At 67.9% G+C, this 17,051-nt stretch carries 13 protein-coding genes; 5 read left to right on the top strand and 8 right to left on the bottom strand.

Features of this window, described 5'->3' with window-relative positions; genetic code table 11:
* Positions 1-76: 76 nt before the first annotated feature.
* From TFC3_RS00065 to TFC3_RS00045, 5 genes are all read right to left on the bottom strand, one after another.
* The gene (locus TFC3_RS00065; protein ID WP_067493853.1) at positions 77-976 is read right to left on the bottom strand and encodes a hypothetical protein; all 900 of its coding nucleotides are present in this window, start codon (positions 974-976) and stop codon (positions 77-79) included.
* Entirely contained in the window at positions 973-1,650 is a 678-nt protein-coding gene (sigM, locus tag TFC3_RS00060; protein ID WP_067493851.1) for an RNA polymerase sigma factor SigM, read from the bottom strand. The genes TFC3_RS00065 and sigM overlap by 4 nt, the downstream gene beginning before the upstream one ends.
* A gap of 63 nt (positions 1,651-1,713) precedes the next feature.
* Complete coding sequence (locus TFC3_RS00055) at positions 1,714-3,270, bottom strand: protein kinase family protein (RefSeq protein WP_067493848.1); 1,557 nt, start codon at positions 3,268-3,270, stop codon at positions 1,714-1,716.
* A 176-nt stretch (positions 3,271-3,446) separates the two neighbouring features.
* Positions 3,447-5,273: a murein biosynthesis integral membrane protein MurJ gene (murJ, locus tag TFC3_RS00050; RefSeq protein WP_067493845.1), complete on the bottom strand. Its 1,827-nt coding sequence runs from the start codon at positions 5,271-5,273 to the stop codon at positions 3,447-3,449.
* 52 nt (positions 5,274-5,325) lie between these two features.
* Entirely contained in the window at positions 5,326-6,216 is an 891-nt protein-coding gene (locus tag TFC3_RS00045) for a hypothetical protein (protein ID WP_082771777.1), read from the bottom strand.
* 58 nt (positions 6,217-6,274) lie between these two features.
* Here TFC3_RS00045 and TFC3_RS00040 point away from each other — a divergent pair, with 58 nt between their 5' ends.
* Positions 6,275-7,705 carry a CCA tRNA nucleotidyltransferase gene (locus TFC3_RS00040; protein WP_067493837.1) on the top strand — a complete coding sequence of 477 codons (1,431 nt, stop codon included), beginning with the start codon at positions 6,275-6,277 and terminating at the stop codon, positions 7,703-7,705.
* Positions 7,706-7,815: 110 nt separating this feature from the next.
* The gene (locus TFC3_RS00035) at positions 7,816-8,283 is read left to right on the top strand and encodes a methylated-DNA--[protein]-cysteine S-methyltransferase (RefSeq protein WP_067493828.1); all 468 of its coding nucleotides are present in this window, start codon (positions 7,816-7,818) and stop codon (positions 8,281-8,283) included.
* Positions 8,284-8,332: 49 nt separating this feature from the next.
* Here the strand turns inward: TFC3_RS00035 and TFC3_RS00030 are convergent, their stop codons facing one another.
* Both TFC3_RS00030 and TFC3_RS00025 read right to left on the bottom strand, forming a co-directional pair.
* The gene (locus TFC3_RS00030; protein ID WP_067493826.1) at positions 8,333-9,412 is read right to left on the bottom strand and encodes an inositol-3-phosphate synthase; all 1,080 of its coding nucleotides are present in this window, start codon (positions 9,410-9,412) and stop codon (positions 8,333-8,335) included.
* 20 nt (positions 9,413-9,432) lie between these two features.
* Positions 9,433-10,059: a PadR family transcriptional regulator gene (locus tag TFC3_RS00025; RefSeq protein WP_067493823.1), complete on the bottom strand. Its 627-nt coding sequence runs from the start codon at positions 10,057-10,059 to the stop codon at positions 9,433-9,435.
* Positions 10,060-10,214: 155 nt separating this feature from the next.
* Between TFC3_RS00025 and TFC3_RS00020 the strand changes: the two genes are divergently transcribed.
* The 3 genes from TFC3_RS00020 to TFC3_RS00010 all read left to right on the top strand — a co-directional run bounded on the left by TFC3_RS00020 (position 10,215) and on the right by TFC3_RS00010 (position 15,316).
* The gene (locus tag TFC3_RS00020) at positions 10,215-10,685 is read left to right on the top strand and encodes a DUF5318 domain-containing protein (protein WP_067493820.1); all 471 of its coding nucleotides are present in this window, start codon (positions 10,215-10,217) and stop codon (positions 10,683-10,685) included.
* 558 nt (positions 10,686-11,243) lie between these two features.
* Positions 11,244-13,679, top strand: coding sequence for a transglycosylase domain-containing protein (locus TFC3_RS00015; protein WP_067505600.1), 2,436 nt, complete (start codon positions 11,244-11,246; stop codon positions 13,677-13,679).
* Positions 13,680-13,804: 125 nt separating this feature from the next.
* Positions 13,805-15,316: a glycosyltransferase family 87 protein gene (locus TFC3_RS00010; protein ID WP_067493817.1), complete on the top strand. Its 1,512-nt coding sequence runs from the start codon at positions 13,805-13,807 to the stop codon at positions 15,314-15,316.
* Here the strand turns inward: TFC3_RS00010 and TFC3_RS00005 are convergent.
* On the bottom strand, positions 15,267-17,051 hold a 1,785-nt coding region (locus tag TFC3_RS00005; RefSeq protein ID WP_082771776.1), incomplete at its 5' end, for a hypothetical protein. The genes TFC3_RS00010 and TFC3_RS00005 overlap by 50 nt on opposite strands.

Genomic DNA, 17,051 nt, shown 5'->3' with positions numbered 1-17,051 from the left:
AAGAGCAACATTCCCGTGCGGCACGGCTTGTGGGCCGCAGCATAGGTGGGCGGCCTCACAACGATGAAATATCCGTTCAGCCTACCTGTACGGAAGCCAGCGCACCGCTGCCCGTCCCGGGTGTGCCGCACTCCGGTCCCACCGCCCAGACCCAGGCCCCGGAGGTCGCGCTGAAGTGCACAATCAGCGCCGGAGAGCCCTGGAACCGGGCGTAATCGACGGTCTGCACGGTGATCGGCGCGGCCCCGCTTTCGGCGTTGATGGCTTCGATGCAGGCATGCAGCGCCTCGACCAGCCGGAGCCGGCCCAGCGCCCCCTCGGTGGTGCTCGCCTTGCTGGTCGCGACGTCGGGGGAACCCTCCCCGTAGGCGCGCGCGTCCTTGGAGCCGAGCAGCGTGCGCGACACCGCCTGATCAAGGGTCTGCCGGGTGTAGTCGATGCCGCTCTCGGTCTGCGCGGGCAGGGCCGCCAGCGTCGCCGCCTCGGGCACCGAGGCAGCACTTGACAGGGAGTCGCCGGAGGAGTCCGACGAACCGAGGTCCGGGCCGAAGCCGAGGAACGCCAGAGCTGCGGCCGCCACACCGAGCGGAGCAGCCCACTTCAACCGGCGTACCCGCTTCGACCGGCGGCTGACAACCGGTCGGTCACCGTCGCTGCTGACCGGCCGATTGCCGGTGCTGGTGACCGGCGGGTCGTTGGGGACGGCGACGAGGCGGGGCGGCGGTGGGGCGGCCAGCGCGGCTTCGACCCGCTCGGCCACATCGGCGGGCATCGGCTCGGGCTCGCGTCCCCAGGCCTTGAGGGCGGTGGAGACCGCGCCGGACCCGGCGGACAGCTCGACGAAGGCCTCCTGCCAGGCCGGATCATCGGCAATGCGACGGGCAACGAGAACCTCGTCCGGGGTGCCGTCCAGCGCGCCGCCGACGAAGTCGGCCAGCAGGTCGATGTCGACCCCGCTGAACTCTGCCCCGGTCACGGCCGTTCCCCTCTGTCACCCGGGCCAGGAACCGGCCCGGTCGCACTCGACCCGGATGAGACGCGCCCGCCCGCGCTGGGGTTCCCGGGCTCCGAGCCGTCCTTCAGGTGCTTCAACGCCAGGGCGAGCCGGGCCCTTCCCCGCGCACACCGGCTCTTGATGGTGCCTTCGGCCACCCCGAGAATCTCCGCGGCCTCGACAACGGCATAACCCTGCACGTCCACCAGGACCAACGCGGCTCGCTGCTCAGCGGGAAGATTGGCCAGCGCCGCCCGTACCACCAAAGCGGTGTCATGGTCTTGGACCGGTGCCGCCGGTTCCGGACCACCACCGGCGGTGTGGCTGCCATCGGGCAGGGGCACGGTTGGATGAGCCTGCCGGCGCCGGATGCGGTCAAGGCAGGAATTCACCACAATCCGGTGCAACCACGTGGTGACCGCGGACTCCCCGCGAAAACGAGCGGCCGCGCGATGAGCCGAAAGCAGAGCATCCTGTACGGCGTCAGCCGCCTCTTCGCGATCCCCGATGGTCCGCAGCGCCACCGCCCAGAGCCGATCCCGATGCCGCCGGACCAGCTCGTTGAACGCCTGGGTGTCGCCGTCGACGTGTGCCCGCAGCAGCTCGGCGTCGCTGGGCTCCGGGCCCGCGCCGCTGCTGTCGCCGCCAGTGGTCACGCGTGCAATCTAGCCGAGCAGATACAGCTACGTCCCGCCCCGCCCAGCGCGGAACGCAACTGATCAGTTGCCGTAGACCTCGACGCTGGACATCTCCATGCGGTACTTGCCGTCGTTGTCGAGGGGCAGTTCGGTGACCCACACCAGGATGTACTGGTACTTGGTCTGCGCGTCGAACACGTTGAAGAGCGTGTTGGTGCCGTCGGTCTTCTCGGTGTCGCCGTCGCCGAGCTTCTTGAAGTCCTTGGCAACCTTCGCGTCCCCGGAAGAGCTGTCGCCCGGGTCGCTGGTGCCGGTCCGGATGTCCATCCCGATCCCCGGGGACGTCGTCTCGACGCGTACCTCGGAGATCGTGTGCGGAGCGCCCAGGTTGATCAGCAAGCCCATGCCCGGCTTGTTGTAGAACTTCGCCTCGTTGAAGCCCTGGGTCTTCCAGACGGTGTCCTTGTCGTTATCCACGACGTTCTTCGCCTCCGGGCCGTCCTGCCGGCTGCCTTCGGGCGGGTCCACGATGCGTACCATGTCGGCCGTCAGCGGGATCTTCTTCGGCGCTGTAGTGGCGGTGTCGCCCCCGCTGTTCGGGTCAGAACCCTGCGTCGAGCCGTTGCCACCACCGTTTTGCGGAGCCGAGTTGGCCTGCGTGGTGCTGGGGTTCTGGTCGCCCCCGGAGTCGCTGATGGCGCGGATGCCGAAGACCAGGCCGAGGATGGCGATCACGGCGAGGGCCGCCACGCCGATCACGATTTTGCGGGTGCTGCGGACCGGTTCCGCCGAGGTGCCCTGGGTGAAGCGCAGCGGGCCGACTTCTTCGTAGTCGTCGTCGGCGGAGGAGTCGAGGCGGGACAGCTCGGCGGTCAGGGCCTCGGCTTCCGGGGCGGCAACGCGCTTGTCGAGCAGGTCCATCGTCAGGTCGTCGAGATAGGCCGGGACGCCGGCGCGCACCTGACGGGGGGTGGTGACCGCGCCGGTGTTGTCGCGGGTGGCGTCGGGCAGGGCGGACGCGGCGATCTCGGCGTGCGGCCAGTGGCCGGTCAGCGCGTAGTAGAGGATGCCGCCAACCGAGCGGACGTCCATCTCGGCGCTGTCGGCGGAGTCGGCTCGGGCGTCGGCCAAGACCACGCGGCCGTCGTCGCCGATGAGCGTCGTTCCGGGATGGACATTGCCGTGCACCATCCCGGTTGCGTGCACTGCGGCCAGCGCGTCGGCCAGCGCGTGGGCGATGGCGGTGGCGCGGCGCGGGTCGAGTGGTCCCTCCTGGGTCACCAGCTCGCGCAGGGACTCGCCGTCGACCCACTCGCGCACCACGTAGGCGCGCTCCCCCTCGTCGATCGCGTCGTAGACGCCGACCAGGTTGGAGTGGATCACGCGGCTCGCGTCGACCGCCGCCTGCAGCATCTCGGTGGCGGAGTCGCCGCCAGGGTGCCGCAGCACGACCGCGACGGGCCGCCGGAGAATGACATCGATGCCCCGCCAGACCTGCCGGCCAGCACTGTCGTTGTTGACGTGCTCCTCGAGCTGGTACCGCTCGGCCAGGATCTCGCCGACGGTGGGCGCACCGAAGGTCATGACCGGTCCGGCCTCGTCGGCCGCGGTCTCGTGGCCTTCGCCGACCTGGGTCACCCGTCCTCCCTCGGTGAGTCCGCTCGTGTCGCCCCCGACCTTACCCGTACGGGGCCAAGGTCCTACAGGTCATCCCTGGGCGCGGCACTCGTCCGAGGCCGCCCGCCAGCACCGTTTAGGCCGCTCGGAGACTAAGAATCAACTGTTCAGCGCAGGTAGTGAAGAGATGCGTCACATCAGCGACCAAGTTTGCGACGCACCATGCCGACGACCTGACTGACTTCCTGGACCTTCAGCAGCGTAGCGGCCACGAGGTAGCTCGTAACGATCACCCCGCCGCCGACAATTACCTGCAAAAGCGCCGGAATGCGGCCGGGCGTGTCGCCGCCGGGCAGGATTTTGACCACCAGCAGGCCGGCCACCGCGGCTGTCGCGGCGGCAATGATCACCCGGATCAGGGCGCGGCCGACCGAGCCGAGGTTGAGCCGGCCGATCCGGCGGCGCAGCAGGGAGAGCGAGATGACCGCCGATAACAGGTACGAGACCGCGTTGGCCGCCGTCATCCCCGCCGCGGTCAGCGACTTGGACATGACCTCAGCGACGAAGAAATAGCCGGCGATCCGTACGGCCACAACCGGCAAGTTGATCAACGCGACCGTCTTGTTGCCCTGCAGCGCGTAGAACGCGTAGTTGCAAAGGTAGCTGATGGACAGCGGGATGACGGCGAATGCCGCGATGATCAGCACATTGCCGGTGGCGAACGCCTGGTCGTACTTGAGCGCACCACCCTGGAAGAGCGTCACCGCGATCGGTACGCCGAGCACTCCGTAGATCACGCAGATCGGGGCCAGGGCGGTGGTGGTGAGCCGAATGCCCCGGCTGAGGTCGGCGCTCACGTCGGCGAACCGGCCCTCGTCCGCGGCCGCGCTCATCTTGGGCAGCAACGCGGTCATGACCGAGACGCCGATGATGCCGTGCGCCATCATCGTCAGCAGGAAGACGTTGTTGAACGCGAGCAGGCCGGCGTTCTCGTCGCCGCCACCGACGCCGCTGAGCATCCGGGCGAGCACCGAGACCGCGATCTGGTTGGCGGCCACCCACAGCAGCATCCAGCCGGCCAGCGGGCCGACTTCGTTGAGGCCAAGGGCGCGCGGGTTCCACTGCCAGCTCCAGCTGAAGCCGACCTTGCGCAACGCCGGCACCAAGCCGATGGCCTGCACGATCATGCCCAGCAGGGTGCCGCCACCGATGAGCGCGATCTCGCCGGGGGACATGTCGCCCGGCTTGAGGCCCGACGCGGTGCCGTAGAACAGCACGAAGGCGCCGCAGGTGGCGATGACGACCAGGTTGTTGAGGATCGGGGCCCACATTGGCGCGGCGAAGTGACCGCGGACGTTGAGCACGGCGCCGATCAGCGCGGACAGGCCGGTGAAGAAGATCATCGGCAGGATCCAGTAGGACAGCGAGGTGACCAGGTCCCGGTAGGCCGGGCCGGCTTTGTCGTCCGCCTGGATCACGGTGATCACCGGAGCCAGCACGGTCACGATCAACGCGGCGGCGCCGAGGGAGACCACAGCCAGCGTCAGCAGCCGCTGGGTGAAAAGCTGCCCGCCGTCCGGCTCGGCCTTGCGCTTACGGACCAGCAGCGGGATGAGCACGCTGGTCAGCACCCCGCCCAGCAGCAGCTCGTAGATCTGGTTGGGCAGGAACGTGGCGCTGGTGTACGGGTCGCCGATCGCCTTGCCCAGCGTCATGCCGATGAGCATGTTGCGCACGAAGCCGATGATCCGGCTGACCAGGCTGCCAGCCGCCATGACGGCGCTGTTGCCGAGCGTGCTGCGCTTGACCGCGGGTTGCTCTTCCACATCCTCGGCAACGGCGGGGCGCCCGTACACGGTTCCTGCCGGTGTGGGCGGAATCACTTCGGGTGGCAACGGCTGATCGGACGCCGCGGTGGGCAGCGTGGCGGTGCTGTCGACAGCGACGAAGAACGTGCCCTCATCGGGTCGGTCCGGCTCGTCGCCGGGCACGGCGTTCACGCTGCGGTAGATGCCGCCGCTCACCAAGACCTCCCCAGGTACCCCAACACAGACGCCACCCTAGCTACCGGGTGCTTCAGACGTGTCGGCGCACGAGGGTGCCCGGTACGGCGCCGGCCAGCGTCTCGACCATCCAGCACGCTTCGAGCGGGACCAGGGGCTCGCTGAGCGCATCGAGCACTGTCGGATGGTCGCAGCCGGCCTCGGTCAGCACGTTGAGCAGGTGGTTGACCGTGCGTAGGTCACCGGTGGCGGCGATCTGGCGGGCGAGCGGGCGGCTTTGGTCGTACACCTTCTCCTCAGGCACTTGGGAGAGCCGGCGCGATGCCCGCCGTACCAGGTCGAACAGCCCTTCTTGGGGAAAGCGGGAGCTGTCACGGACCTGCAGGCGCGGCACGGAGGGTGAGGTGTACGCCGCGATCGCGGCCTCGTCGAGCACTTGCGGTGAGGGCTGCGGCGGCTTCGGCCACCACGTGTCGCCCGTGAACAACGGCAGCGGGGCCTGTTCGGGGCCCGATGGCGCAGGCGGCGGAACCTCGCGGCGCAAGGATCGGTAAGCGGCCTCACGCACCGCCTCGACCGTGCCCTCGTCATCCTCGGCGGTGGTCGGAGCGAACGGCCCGAGCAGCGCCACGACCAGGCCCGGATGCGGCAGGGTGGGATCCTCCAGGGCAATCACCCGGGCGAACAGATCGAGTTCGTCCCAGCGCAGCGCGGCCGGAAACGGGCGGCCCGGCGCGACCCAGCCCAGCTGCACCGGCTCGCTCGTCGCGGGTTCGCGCAGGCCCAGCGCCTGCTCACCGGTGGTCAAGCCGATGTCGAGCACCAGGCCATAGCCGCCGGTAACCGGCAGCGAGACCCTGAGTTCGGCCTGCTCGGGATCGGGGATCGCGCCGCCCTCCGCCCGCAGCAAGGACCAAAAATCCGGTTCTTCGCTGAGGCGTCGCAGCGCCTCGGGTACGGGCACGACGTCTATCCTGCCCGCTGCGCTCGGGGACTGCCACGACCGATACCCTGGTAGTCCCATGTCTGTGTTGAACTCGGCCCAGCGCAACGCCGTCCAGGAGCTGTTGCGGGTCTCCCCCGTCGCCGACGAGCTGGGGCGCCGTTTCGGTGCCGCCGGCCATGAGCTGCACCTGGTCGGCGGCTCGGTGCGTGACGCCTTGCTCGGCCGGCTCGGCGACGACCTCGACTTCTGCACCGACGCTCGCCCGGAGCAGACGCTCGCGCTGGTCAAGGGGTGGGCCGACGCGATCTGGGAGACCGGGCGCGAGTTCGGCACCATCGGCGTGCAGAAGAACGGGCTGCGGCTCGAGATCACCACCTACCGGGCCGAGTCGTACGACGGCGTCACGCGCAACCCGACGGTGGAGTACGGCGACAACCTGCTCGATGACCTGCGCCGCCGCGACTTCACGATCAACGCGATGGCCGTCAGCCTGCCGGGGCACGTGTTCACCGACCCGCACGGCGGCCTCGAGGACCTGGCGCAGAAGATCCTTCGTACGCCGTCGCGGCCCGAGGAGTCGTTCGGCGATGATCCACTTCGGATGCTGCGGGCCGCCCGGTTTGCGGCGAAACTCCAGTTCACAGTGGATCCTACGGTGCTCACGGCGATCAAGGCGATGGCCACCGACCTGGACCGGATCACCGCCGAGCGGATCCGCGACGAGTTCACCAAGCTGCTCTGCGGCGCCGACCCCATCGGTGGCCTGCGCCTGCTGGTCGACACCGGACTGGCCGACCGCTTCCTGCCTGAGCTGTCCGGTCTCAAGCTGGAGATCGACGAGCACGCCCAGCACAAGGACGTCTACGAGCACACCCTGATCGTGGTCTCCAACGCCGTTCGCCTCGAAGGCGACACCGGCCCCGACTTAATCCTGCGCATGGCCGCGCTGATGCACGACGTCGGCAAGCCGGCCACCAAGGCGGTGGGCCGCGACGGCCGGGTCAGCTTCCATCACCACGAGGTCGTCGGCGCGCGCCTGACCAAGCAGCGCATGAAGGCCATGAAATACCCCAAGGACGTGACCACCGAGGTGGTCCAGCTGGTCGCCTTGCACCTGCGTTTCTACGGGTACGGCCGCGGCGAGTGGACGGACTCGGCGGTGCGCCGCTACGTGACCGACGCCGGTCCCCTGCTGTCCCGGCTGCACAAGCTCACCCGCTCGGACTGCACGACCCGCAACAAGCGCAAGGCGGCTGCGCTGGCGGCTGACTACGACGCGCTCGAAGAGCGGATTGCGCGGCTCGAGGCCGAGGAAGACCTGGCCCGGGTCCGCCCTGACCTCGACGGCAACGCGATCATGGAGCTGCTCGGCGTGCCGCCCGGCCCGATCGTGGGCCAGGCGTGGCGCTTCCTGAAGGAGCTGCGCCTGGACCGCGGGCCGCTGCCGCGGGACGAGGCCGAGATCGAATTGCTGCGGTGGGCCCGTGAGCAAGGCCACATTTCATAAGCGCCTACCACTAGGCCGGTCCGGCGCTGAGGCGGTAGTTGTCGAGCTGCGTCGCCCGGCCACCTCCATCCTTGTAGACGCCGGCGTGGCCCGGATGCTTGCATCACGTCATGAGGTTGGTGGTCGACGCCCCGATTGGGCCGCTGGGCGTGGAACTGGACGGGGACACCGTGGTTGGCGTGCGCTTCGGTGCGGCTCTTCCGACGAGTTCGCACGATCATCCGGTGGTCGCCGAGCTGGCCGGCTACTTCACCGGGACGGTGACAGATTTCACGGTGCCGGTCGACGTGCGGGGCGGCTCGGCGTTCGAGCGGGCGGTGTGGGAGCAGATCGCGCTGATTCCGTACGGCGAAATGCGCACTTATGGTGCTATCGCCACCGCGCTCGGTGAGCCCGGAGCGGCTCGGGCAGTCGGTACTGCCTGCAACCGCAACCCGGTGCCGGTGCTCGTGCCCTGTCACCGCGTGGTCGGGGCGGGCGGCAAGATGGTCGGCTTCGGCGGTGGGCTGGAACGCAAGCGGATCCTGCTGGAACTCGAAGCTCGCGTCAGCCTGGCCCAGAGCTGGGGCTTGTCATGACCGAGGCCCGGACCGCACTGCGATCCGGGCCTCGTCGGTGCTACTCGGCTCAGCGCTCGATGTCGCCCTTGATGAAGTCCTCGACGGCCGCCTTGGCGTCGTGGTCGTTGTACTGCACCGGCGGGCTCTTCATGAAGTATGAGCTCGCGGACAGGATCGGGCCGCCGATGCCGCGGTCCTTGGCGATCTTCGCGGCGCGCACGGCGTCGATGATCACGCCGGCCGAGTTCGGGGAGTCCCACACCTCGAGCTTGAGTTCGGCGTTCAGCGGGGTGTCGCCGAAGCTGCGGCCCTCGAGCCGGATGTAGGCCCACTTGCGGTCGTCGAGCCACGGCACGTGGTCCGACGGGCCGATGTGCACGTCGCTCTTGACCATCTCGTGCGGGATCTGGCTGGTCACCGACTGGGTCTTCGAGATCTTCTTCGAGACCAGGCGCTTGCGCTCCAGCATGTTCATGAAGTCCATGTTGCCGCCGAAGTTCAGCTGGTACGTACGCAGCAGCTCGACGCCCCGGTCTTCGAACAGCTTGGCCAGCGCGCGGTGCACGATCGTCGCACCGACCTGGCTCTTGATGTCGTCGCCGACGATCGGCAGGCCCGCGTCCTCGAACTTCTTCGCCCAGACCGGGTCGGAAGCGATGAAGACGGGCAGCGCGTTGACGAACGCGCAACCGGCGTCGATCGCGGCCTGCGCGTAGAACTTGTCGGCCTCTTCCGAGCCGACCGGCAGGTACGCGACGACGACGTCGACCTGCGCGTCACGCAGGGCCTGCGCCACGTCGACGACCTCGGCCGACGACTCCTCGATCATCTCGCGGTAGTAGGTGCCGAGCCCGTCGAAGGTCGGTCCACGCTGGACGCTGACGCCGGTCGGCGGCACGTCGGTCAGCTTGATGGTGTTGTTCTCACTGGCATTGATCGCCTCGGCGAGGTCCATGCCGACCTTCTTGGCGTCCACATCGAACGCCGCGACGAACTCCACGTCCGAGATGTGGTAGTCGCCGAAGGTCACGTGCATGAGACCCGGGACGCGGTCGTTGGGGTCGGCGTTGCGGTAGTACTCCACGCCCTGCACGAGGGACGAGGCGCAGTTACCCACACCGACGATGGCGACGCGGACGGAACCCATCGCGTTTGCCTCCTTGTTCATCACGGCCGGTCCAAGTGCGGAGCCGGTGTTACGGGGGGTGTTTCCACTGCCGGGCCGGCGGCGGAAGAGGGGTTGTTTCTGTCAGGACTGCGGCCGGAGCGCTCGTTGGTGATGAGCTCCTCCAGCCAGCGGACCTCGCGTTCACAGGCGTCCAGGCCATGGCGCTGCAGTTCGAGGGTGTACGCGTCGAGCCGGTCCCCGGCGCGCGCCATCATGTCGCGCAGGCCTTCCCGGCGTTCCTCGATGCGACGCCGGCGGCCCTCGAGGATGCGCAGACGGGTCGCCCGGTCGGTGCGCGAGAAGAAGGTGAAATGCACACCGAAGCCCGCATCGTCGTACGTCTCGGGGCCCGCCTGGGCGAGCAGATCGGCGAAGCGCTCCTTGCCTTCGGCAGTGATCTTGTAAACAATGCGGCCCCTTTTGCTGGTCATCGGGGGCACGATGCTGGTGCTGGCGGCCTGTTCGCTGATCCAACCCGCGGTGTTCAGCCGCTTGAGGGTCGGATAGAGGGTGCCGTAGCTGATCGCGGCGCGCAGGGTGCCGAGCTTGGCGGCTAGTTCCTTACGCAGCTCGTACCCGTGCATCGGCGCTTCTTGGAGCAGACCAAGGATGGCCATCTCAAGCATCCGGTCCCTCCCTTGTTCGCGATGTATCGGGCCGATACATCTTCACCGTAGACCGGGTCTCCCGAAAAGAGCAAGATCGTGATGCGGTGCGGTCGCCACGCCACGCTGCGTGATGGCGGTCGCCCTTCGCGAGCGGACCGCGTACTCTCGTCGCCATGCGCACGCAGCGGCAGGTCGTCGACTACTCGCTTCAGAAGCGAGCGCTGCTGCGTGACGTGCACAACGGCAAGATCGGGACTCTTGAGGTCTGCGATGCTTCGCCGTACCTGAAAAACGCAGCTAGGTTCCACGGCGAGCCGACGGACGAGCGTTGTCCGATCTGCCGCCGCGACAACCTGACTCTGGTGCACTACATCTACGGCGACGAGCTCAAACAGTCCGCCGGCCAGGCTCGCAAGCTCGCGGAGCTGCCGGTCCTGGCAATGACGCTGCGTGAGTTTCAAGTCTTCGTGGTCGAGGTGTGCCAATCCTGCGCGTGGAACCATCTGATCGAGCAATACCTGCTCGGCCGGGACGCGCTCACTGCCGACGAACTGGACAAGGGCGCGGCTGCAGTCGCTGCGTCCGCCTCGGGCCGCCACCGCGAGACAGGATCGTCGTCACATCGCCGGGAGGGCAGACAGTGATCGCCCTCAACGTCGCTAACGTTGACTCGATCCGGACCGACACGGGCATCCAGCGCCGCAATCGGTCATTCTTGACATCCGACAGGGCGGCTGCGCGGATGCAGCCCACAACGTCCGTCCGTGGCGATGCCCCACCGAACCCCTCCAGGGTTCCGCAGGCGTGCCACCGCGACCGGTAGGTGTAACCGAATGAACTCGTACGGCGATTCGCAGTCTGCGCGTGCCCGGGCCAGCGTGCCCGGGCCGTCCGCTGCTTCCACGCCTGACGACGATCCGTCCGGCTACGACGATCGTCCCGCGCCCGACGCGTACCGGCGCCCCGCCGGTGGCCGCGCGAGCGTGAGCGGATCCGTGCCGCGTGGTGCCGCCTCGGTGGGGTCGGCGTCGGTCGGATCGGCGGCAGCGGGCGGACGCGCCTCCGTGGCTCCGGGCCGGGCCTCAGTGGGCGCAGGCACAGGCTCCGTGGGTGGCCGTGCAGCCGTCGGCGGTCGAGCCTCGGTCGGGTCGGCGGCTGCGTCCGGTGGCCGCGCCTCGGTTGCGCGCGCGGCCGTGCGTCCGGTGTCCCCGGCGGCAGGCGGTGCGGGCCTCGGTCCCGACGAGCCCGGCGGCAAGCGCGGCGGCGCGGCCAAGATCCTCAACAAGGCGGCCAAGAAGCGCCGGCGGGCCAACATCCTCACCGCCGCGGCCGCCGTCCTGGTCATCCTGGCCGGCGGCGGCGTGGTCGTGGGCACCTGGTTCTTCGACGGTGTCGACCTGCCCGCCCCGAAGACCGAGAACCAGACCAACAAGATCCTCGACGCCAAGGGCCAGGTGCTCGCCAAGACCGGCGAGGACCTCACGCTGGTGCCGATCAAGAGCGTCAACCTGTACGTGCAGCACGCCGTTGCCGCGGCCGAGGACAAGAACTTCTACGACCACAACGGCATCGACATGAAGGGCATCGTCCGCGCCGCGTGGAACAACTTCACGGGTGGCAGCCAGCAGGGTGCCTCGACGATCACGCAGCAGTACGCCCGGCACGCTGCTGACCTCAAGGAGATCAGCTACAACCGCAAGCTGCGCGAGGCGGTGATCGCCCGCAAGCTGGAGTCGAAGTACTCCAAAGACGAGATCATGGGGTTCTACCTCAACTACATCTACCTGGGCGAGGGCCGCTACGGCATCGAGGCCGCCGCGCAGGGTTACTTCGGCAAGTCGGTGCTGACCCCGCCGGGGCAGAAGAACGCGATCACGCCGTACGAAGCAGCGGTGCTGGCCTCGATCATCAAGCAGCCGGAACTGGACTCCAAAACCGGGCACAAGGGTTTCGACCCGAACGTGAACCTCCCCGACGCCAAGGACCGGTGGGAGTACACGATGAAGAACATGCTCGAGATGAAGTGGATCTCGCAGGCGGAGTTCGACGCCCGCAAGTACCCGGAGAACATCCGGAAGAAGACCACCGACTCGTGCAAGACGTGTGCCGCTGACAAGCCGGTCGGCATGATCATGCGCCACGTCAAGGCCGAGCTGGCCGCCATGGGCATCTCCAACGACGAATACCAGCGCGGCGGTCTGTCGATCACCACCACGATCGACCCTGACGTGCAGAAGGCGGCCGAGGCAGCCGGATCCCGCAACAGCAAGACGTCGCCGCTCAACGGCCGCGACAAGAAGTACCAGGCGGCGGTCATCGGCATCGACCCCGGCACCGGGCGCGTCCTCGGCTACTTCGGCGGTGACAATCCGCAGGGCATCGACTTCGCGAGCTACATGAAGGGCGACGGCAGCGGGTTCAGCGGCGTCGGCAAGTCGCCCGGCTCGACGTTCAAGATCTACACGCTGGCCGCGGCGCTGAAGGAAAACGTCTCCTTCAAAACGACGTGGGACGGCAAGAAGAAGAAGGCCAACGGCGACGCGATCAGCAACGCGGGCGCCGATGACAACGCGGTCTGCAACGGCAAGATCAGGTACTGCGATCTGGAAACCGCGACGATCAACTCCTACAACTTCCCCTTCTACCAGATCACCCAGGGCATCGGTGTCGACAAGGTGATTGCGGCCGCGCGTGACGCCGGCATCAAGCACATGTGGACCAACGAAGGCAAGATGATCGACCTGACCAAGCCCAATGCCGACCTGTCCGGCTTCGACAACGAAGTGGGTTTCGGTCAGTACGCGGTGTCGCCGCTTGAGCACGCCGAGGGCGTCGCCACGATCGTCAACGGCGGAGTGCGTCACGACGTGCACTTCATCAAGACCGTCAAGAAGATCGACCAGAACACCGGCAAGCTGGTCAACTACAAGAGCGAAAAGCTGGCCGGCAAGCAGGTCTTCCCCGAGGACCAGATGTCCAACCTGCAGGGCGTCATGTCCAAGATCCCGGCGCACGCGAAGAACACATTGCGCAACGGCCGCGAGTCGATCGCCAAGTCCGGCACCTGGGAGTGGGACGACGGCAAGGACAGCCACGTCGGTTCCGGCGACACCTGGTTCGTCGGGGGCATTCCGCAGCTGGCGGCGACGGTCTGGGTCGGCAGCAACCAGAACCCGTTCGAGCTCAAGGAGCCGAAGTCGCAGGGCGGCGGCGACATGTTCGGCTCGGGTACCCCCGCGCAGATCTGGGAAGACTTCATCAACGCCGTCACCAAGGCAAAGACCCTCAAACAAGAGGACTTTCCGCCGCGCCAGGAGACCGGCGACCCCAACAGCGAGTTGCAGACCGGTCAGGTGCCCCCGCCCCCGGCGCCGACGCCAGACCCCCAGCCGCAGAACCAGAACCCGACTTGCGTGCTGTTCCCGGAGCAGTGCGAGAACGGCCAGCCCAAGAACAACGGTGGGAACAACGGCGGCGGCAACAACGGCGGCGGCAACAACAACGGCGGCGGCAACAACGACGGCGGCGGCGGGAACAACAACGGTGGCAACAACAACGGCAACGGAGGGATCACCTTCCCCGGCACCGGCGGCAACCAGAACACGCCGCAGAACAACACCGAGAACGAGGGTGGCTGAGCCTTTCCGCCTTGGTCATTGAGCAGCGCCCGCGGATCTTCGCGGGCGCTTTCTCGTTGACTCGCACGCCGGTTTGGCCGAGCTGAACGACCGCAGCCAAGGTTGATGCGGCATGATGCCAAGTCATGAGCGCGCCATCGCCGGAGACCGAGCGGACCGACCAGCCGGCCAAGTCGGACGGCTTCGTCCGCGGGCTGTCGCAGATGATCGGCGGACCGGTCGGCAGTCACGCCGTCCCGCCGGGCGCGCGTCGCGGCCGGTTCTGGACCGCGCCGCGCATCATCATCGCGCTGGTCTGCCTGACGCTGGCGTTCAGCTGGGTGCAGAAGTCGCCCTGTCAGGACGGTGACTGGCAGAAGAACGTCCAGTACACCCGGTTCTGCTACACCGACGTGCTGGCGCTCTACTACGCCGAGGGGCTCAACGACGGCAAGGTCCCCTACAAGGACCACGCTGTCGAATACCCGGTCGTCACCGGCTACTTCATGGGCGCGCTGGGCTTGCCGGTGCACGCGCTCGGTCAGAAATACCCGGAGATCAACCAGGGCAAGTGGTTCTACAACGCGAATGCCCTGGTCCTGTCCATCCTGGCGGTGGCCTCGGCGGCGGTGATCCTCGCGCTGCGCCGACGCCGGCCCTGGGACGCCGCTATCTTTGCGCTGTCACCGATCTTGCTGGTCACGGCGACTGTCAACTGGGACTTCCTGGCCATCGGGCTGGCCATGTTCGGCCTCTACGCCTGGGCCCGCCGTCAACCGCTGGTCGCGGGGCTGCTGCTCGGCCTGGGCGGTGCGGCGAAGCTGTGGCCGCTGTTCATCCTCGGGCCGCTTTTTGTGCTGGCGCTGCGCTCCAAACGGATGCAGGCGTTCGCGCTGGCGCTCGGTGCTGCGGTCTTCGGCTGGGTGGCAACGAATCTGCCCGTCTTCCTGCTGTACCGGGAAAGCTGGAACCGCTTCTTCGAACTCAACGACACCCGCCCGGTCGACTGGGGCACACTCTGGTACATCGGCCGCTTCCTGGACTCCAAGTGGAACAGCGGCGCCGCGGGTGATCAAGGGCCGTTCCAGTGGCTCAGCGATCACATCCCGACGCTCAACCACCTCTCGTACGCCTTGACCGTGCTCGCCTGCGCGGCGATCGGCGTGCTCTGCCTGCTCGCCCCGCGCCGGCCCCGGCTGTCGCAGATCGCGTTCCTCGTGGTGGCGGCGTTCCTCATCTTCAGCAAGGTGTGGTCGCAGCAGTACGTGCTGTGGCTGCTCCCGCTCATCGTGCTGGCCCGGCCGCGCTGGGGTGCGATCATCGCCTGGTCGGTGGCCGAGATCGGCTACTTCACGGCGTTCTACGCGGAGCTGCTCGGTGCGGGCGGCAAGCCGGTCATCCCCGAGGGCACGTTCGTGCTCGCGTCGACGCTGCGCCTGATCACCGTGGCGGTGCTGTGCGGCCTGGTGATCCGCGAGATCTGGCGGCCCGAGCTGGACGTCGTGCGCACCTCGTACGACCAGGACCCTGACGGCGGCATGCTCAACGACCACGCGGACGCGCCGTGGACCGTGAACCTGCGCCAGCGGCTGGGCCTGGAACGCCGTCCTACCCCAGTTGAAACAGCACCGAGTCCTCATCCAGATCCCGTCGGGTGATGTTCAGCGAGTCGACGGGTATGTCGCCGGAGCGCTCCCACGGCGTACCCGTCACCTCGGACCGCAGCAATAACACCGTGCCCACACCCAGCGCCCGCAGATACTGAATGCTCGCGGCGTCCGGAAATGAAGCCACCGCCTGGCGTAGCTCGGACTGACGCTGCGGCGCGAAGCCACCGCTGCCGTTGGCCATCTGCTGGAAGCCCGAGGTGGACCACAACATGATCGTCTGATCCGCCAGCGCCGTTGTCGGAAGCACCAGCATCGGCCCCTGAGCCGTGCGCATGGCCGCGGGCTGATCCGGCACCACGGGATGAGCGGTCGCGTTCCAACTTTCCAGAAGCACGAGCAGCAGCGGTACGAACGTAGCGAGCCGAAGCCACGGACTCGGCCAGGGCTGCCGCCGCGCCGCAGCCAGCCCCTCAGCCCGCCGGACGAACTCGGCCACCGCTCCGGCCGCCAGGATCGCCAGGAACAAGGTCACCCACAGCATGAGCCGCCCGGGAATGCGCACCCCGAACGAGGCCGGCAGGTGACCGAAGAGCGGGAGGTACGTCCAGCGCCCCTCGAAGAACGTCGTGCCCAGCGCGAAGATGGCGCTGATCACCGCGCTGGCCAGCAGCACCAGCCGCTGCCACACCCGCCAGACCGAGAAGAGCAGACCGGCCAGCGCGAGCGCGTACAGCACGAAGCCGGGCAGCAGGCTCATCTCGGCCGGCCAGGCCAGCGAGGCCCGGGCCACAGCGTGCGGCGCCCCCCAGATCCGCGACTCGGCCGGACCGATGAGCAGGCTTCGTACCGGGGAAGAGAAGAAGGAAATCTCCTCAGCCGCCGGACCGGTCGCCGGCACCCGGAAATAGGGAAGCGCGATAAGCGCCCCCACACCCGCAAGAATCAGCGCGCCCAGCAAATCGGTGACCAGCAACCGCCACCCGAAAACGGCCCCCTGCCTACGCCGCCGCAACCGCTGGACCAGCACCGCAATGCCAACGGCAACAATCAGCGCGCCCAGCACATAGGCAAAGGGAAGGCTCAGCGAAAAGCCGAGACTCACCTGCCAGGTCGCAACAACCCACCCCGCAACCGCCCATCCAATACGCCGCCGCCCGGCCCGATACCCGTACCGCAACGAATAGCCGTGCCCCCGCGCCAACATCGCCAAAGCCAGCGGAATCCCCCCCGCCGAAACAATGTCCAGATGCCCTTCCTGTGCCAACCGCCATGGCGCATAGGCAAAGGCGAGCGCCCCCAGCACCGCCCCGGTCCGGCCCGCCCCCAGTTGGCGAACCAACGCATACCCGCCCACCGCCAGCAAGGCATGAGCCAGCACAAACAGCAGGTTGTACCGCAGCACCGCAGCCAGCGGCCCCCCACCAAGCATCCCGGCCGGCGCATACCCGAGCAGACTGTCACCGAAGGCAAAGCTGTAGTGCTCAGGGAAGAAGGCGTTGGCCTGCCACAACCGCGCCGGCTCAGTGAGCAGCACATGCCCGGCCCAGGCCACCTGCCAAGCCTGCCTAGCCGGATCCCAGACATCCTGCGGAACGGTGTGCAGCGGATACCGCAACGTAGGCCAGGTCAACGCCGCGGCGAGGATCAAGGAGCCATAGACGACGAGGGCGTACTCGTGCCTGAGCGCCCGTCCGGTCCTGTGTAACGCTCGGGTCAGGCGGCCGGGTTCCCGCTCAACCGGCGTCTCGGCAAAGGCGGTCCAAGGATCGGGCGGGGCGCCGGG

This window comes from Actinoplanes sp. TFC3 (assembly GCF_001553785.1).
In the GTDB taxonomy this organism is placed as follows: domain Bacteria; phylum Actinomycetota; class Actinomycetes; order Mycobacteriales; family Micromonosporaceae; genus Actinoplanes.
This window is presented reverse-complemented; position numbering and strand designations above follow the sequence as displayed.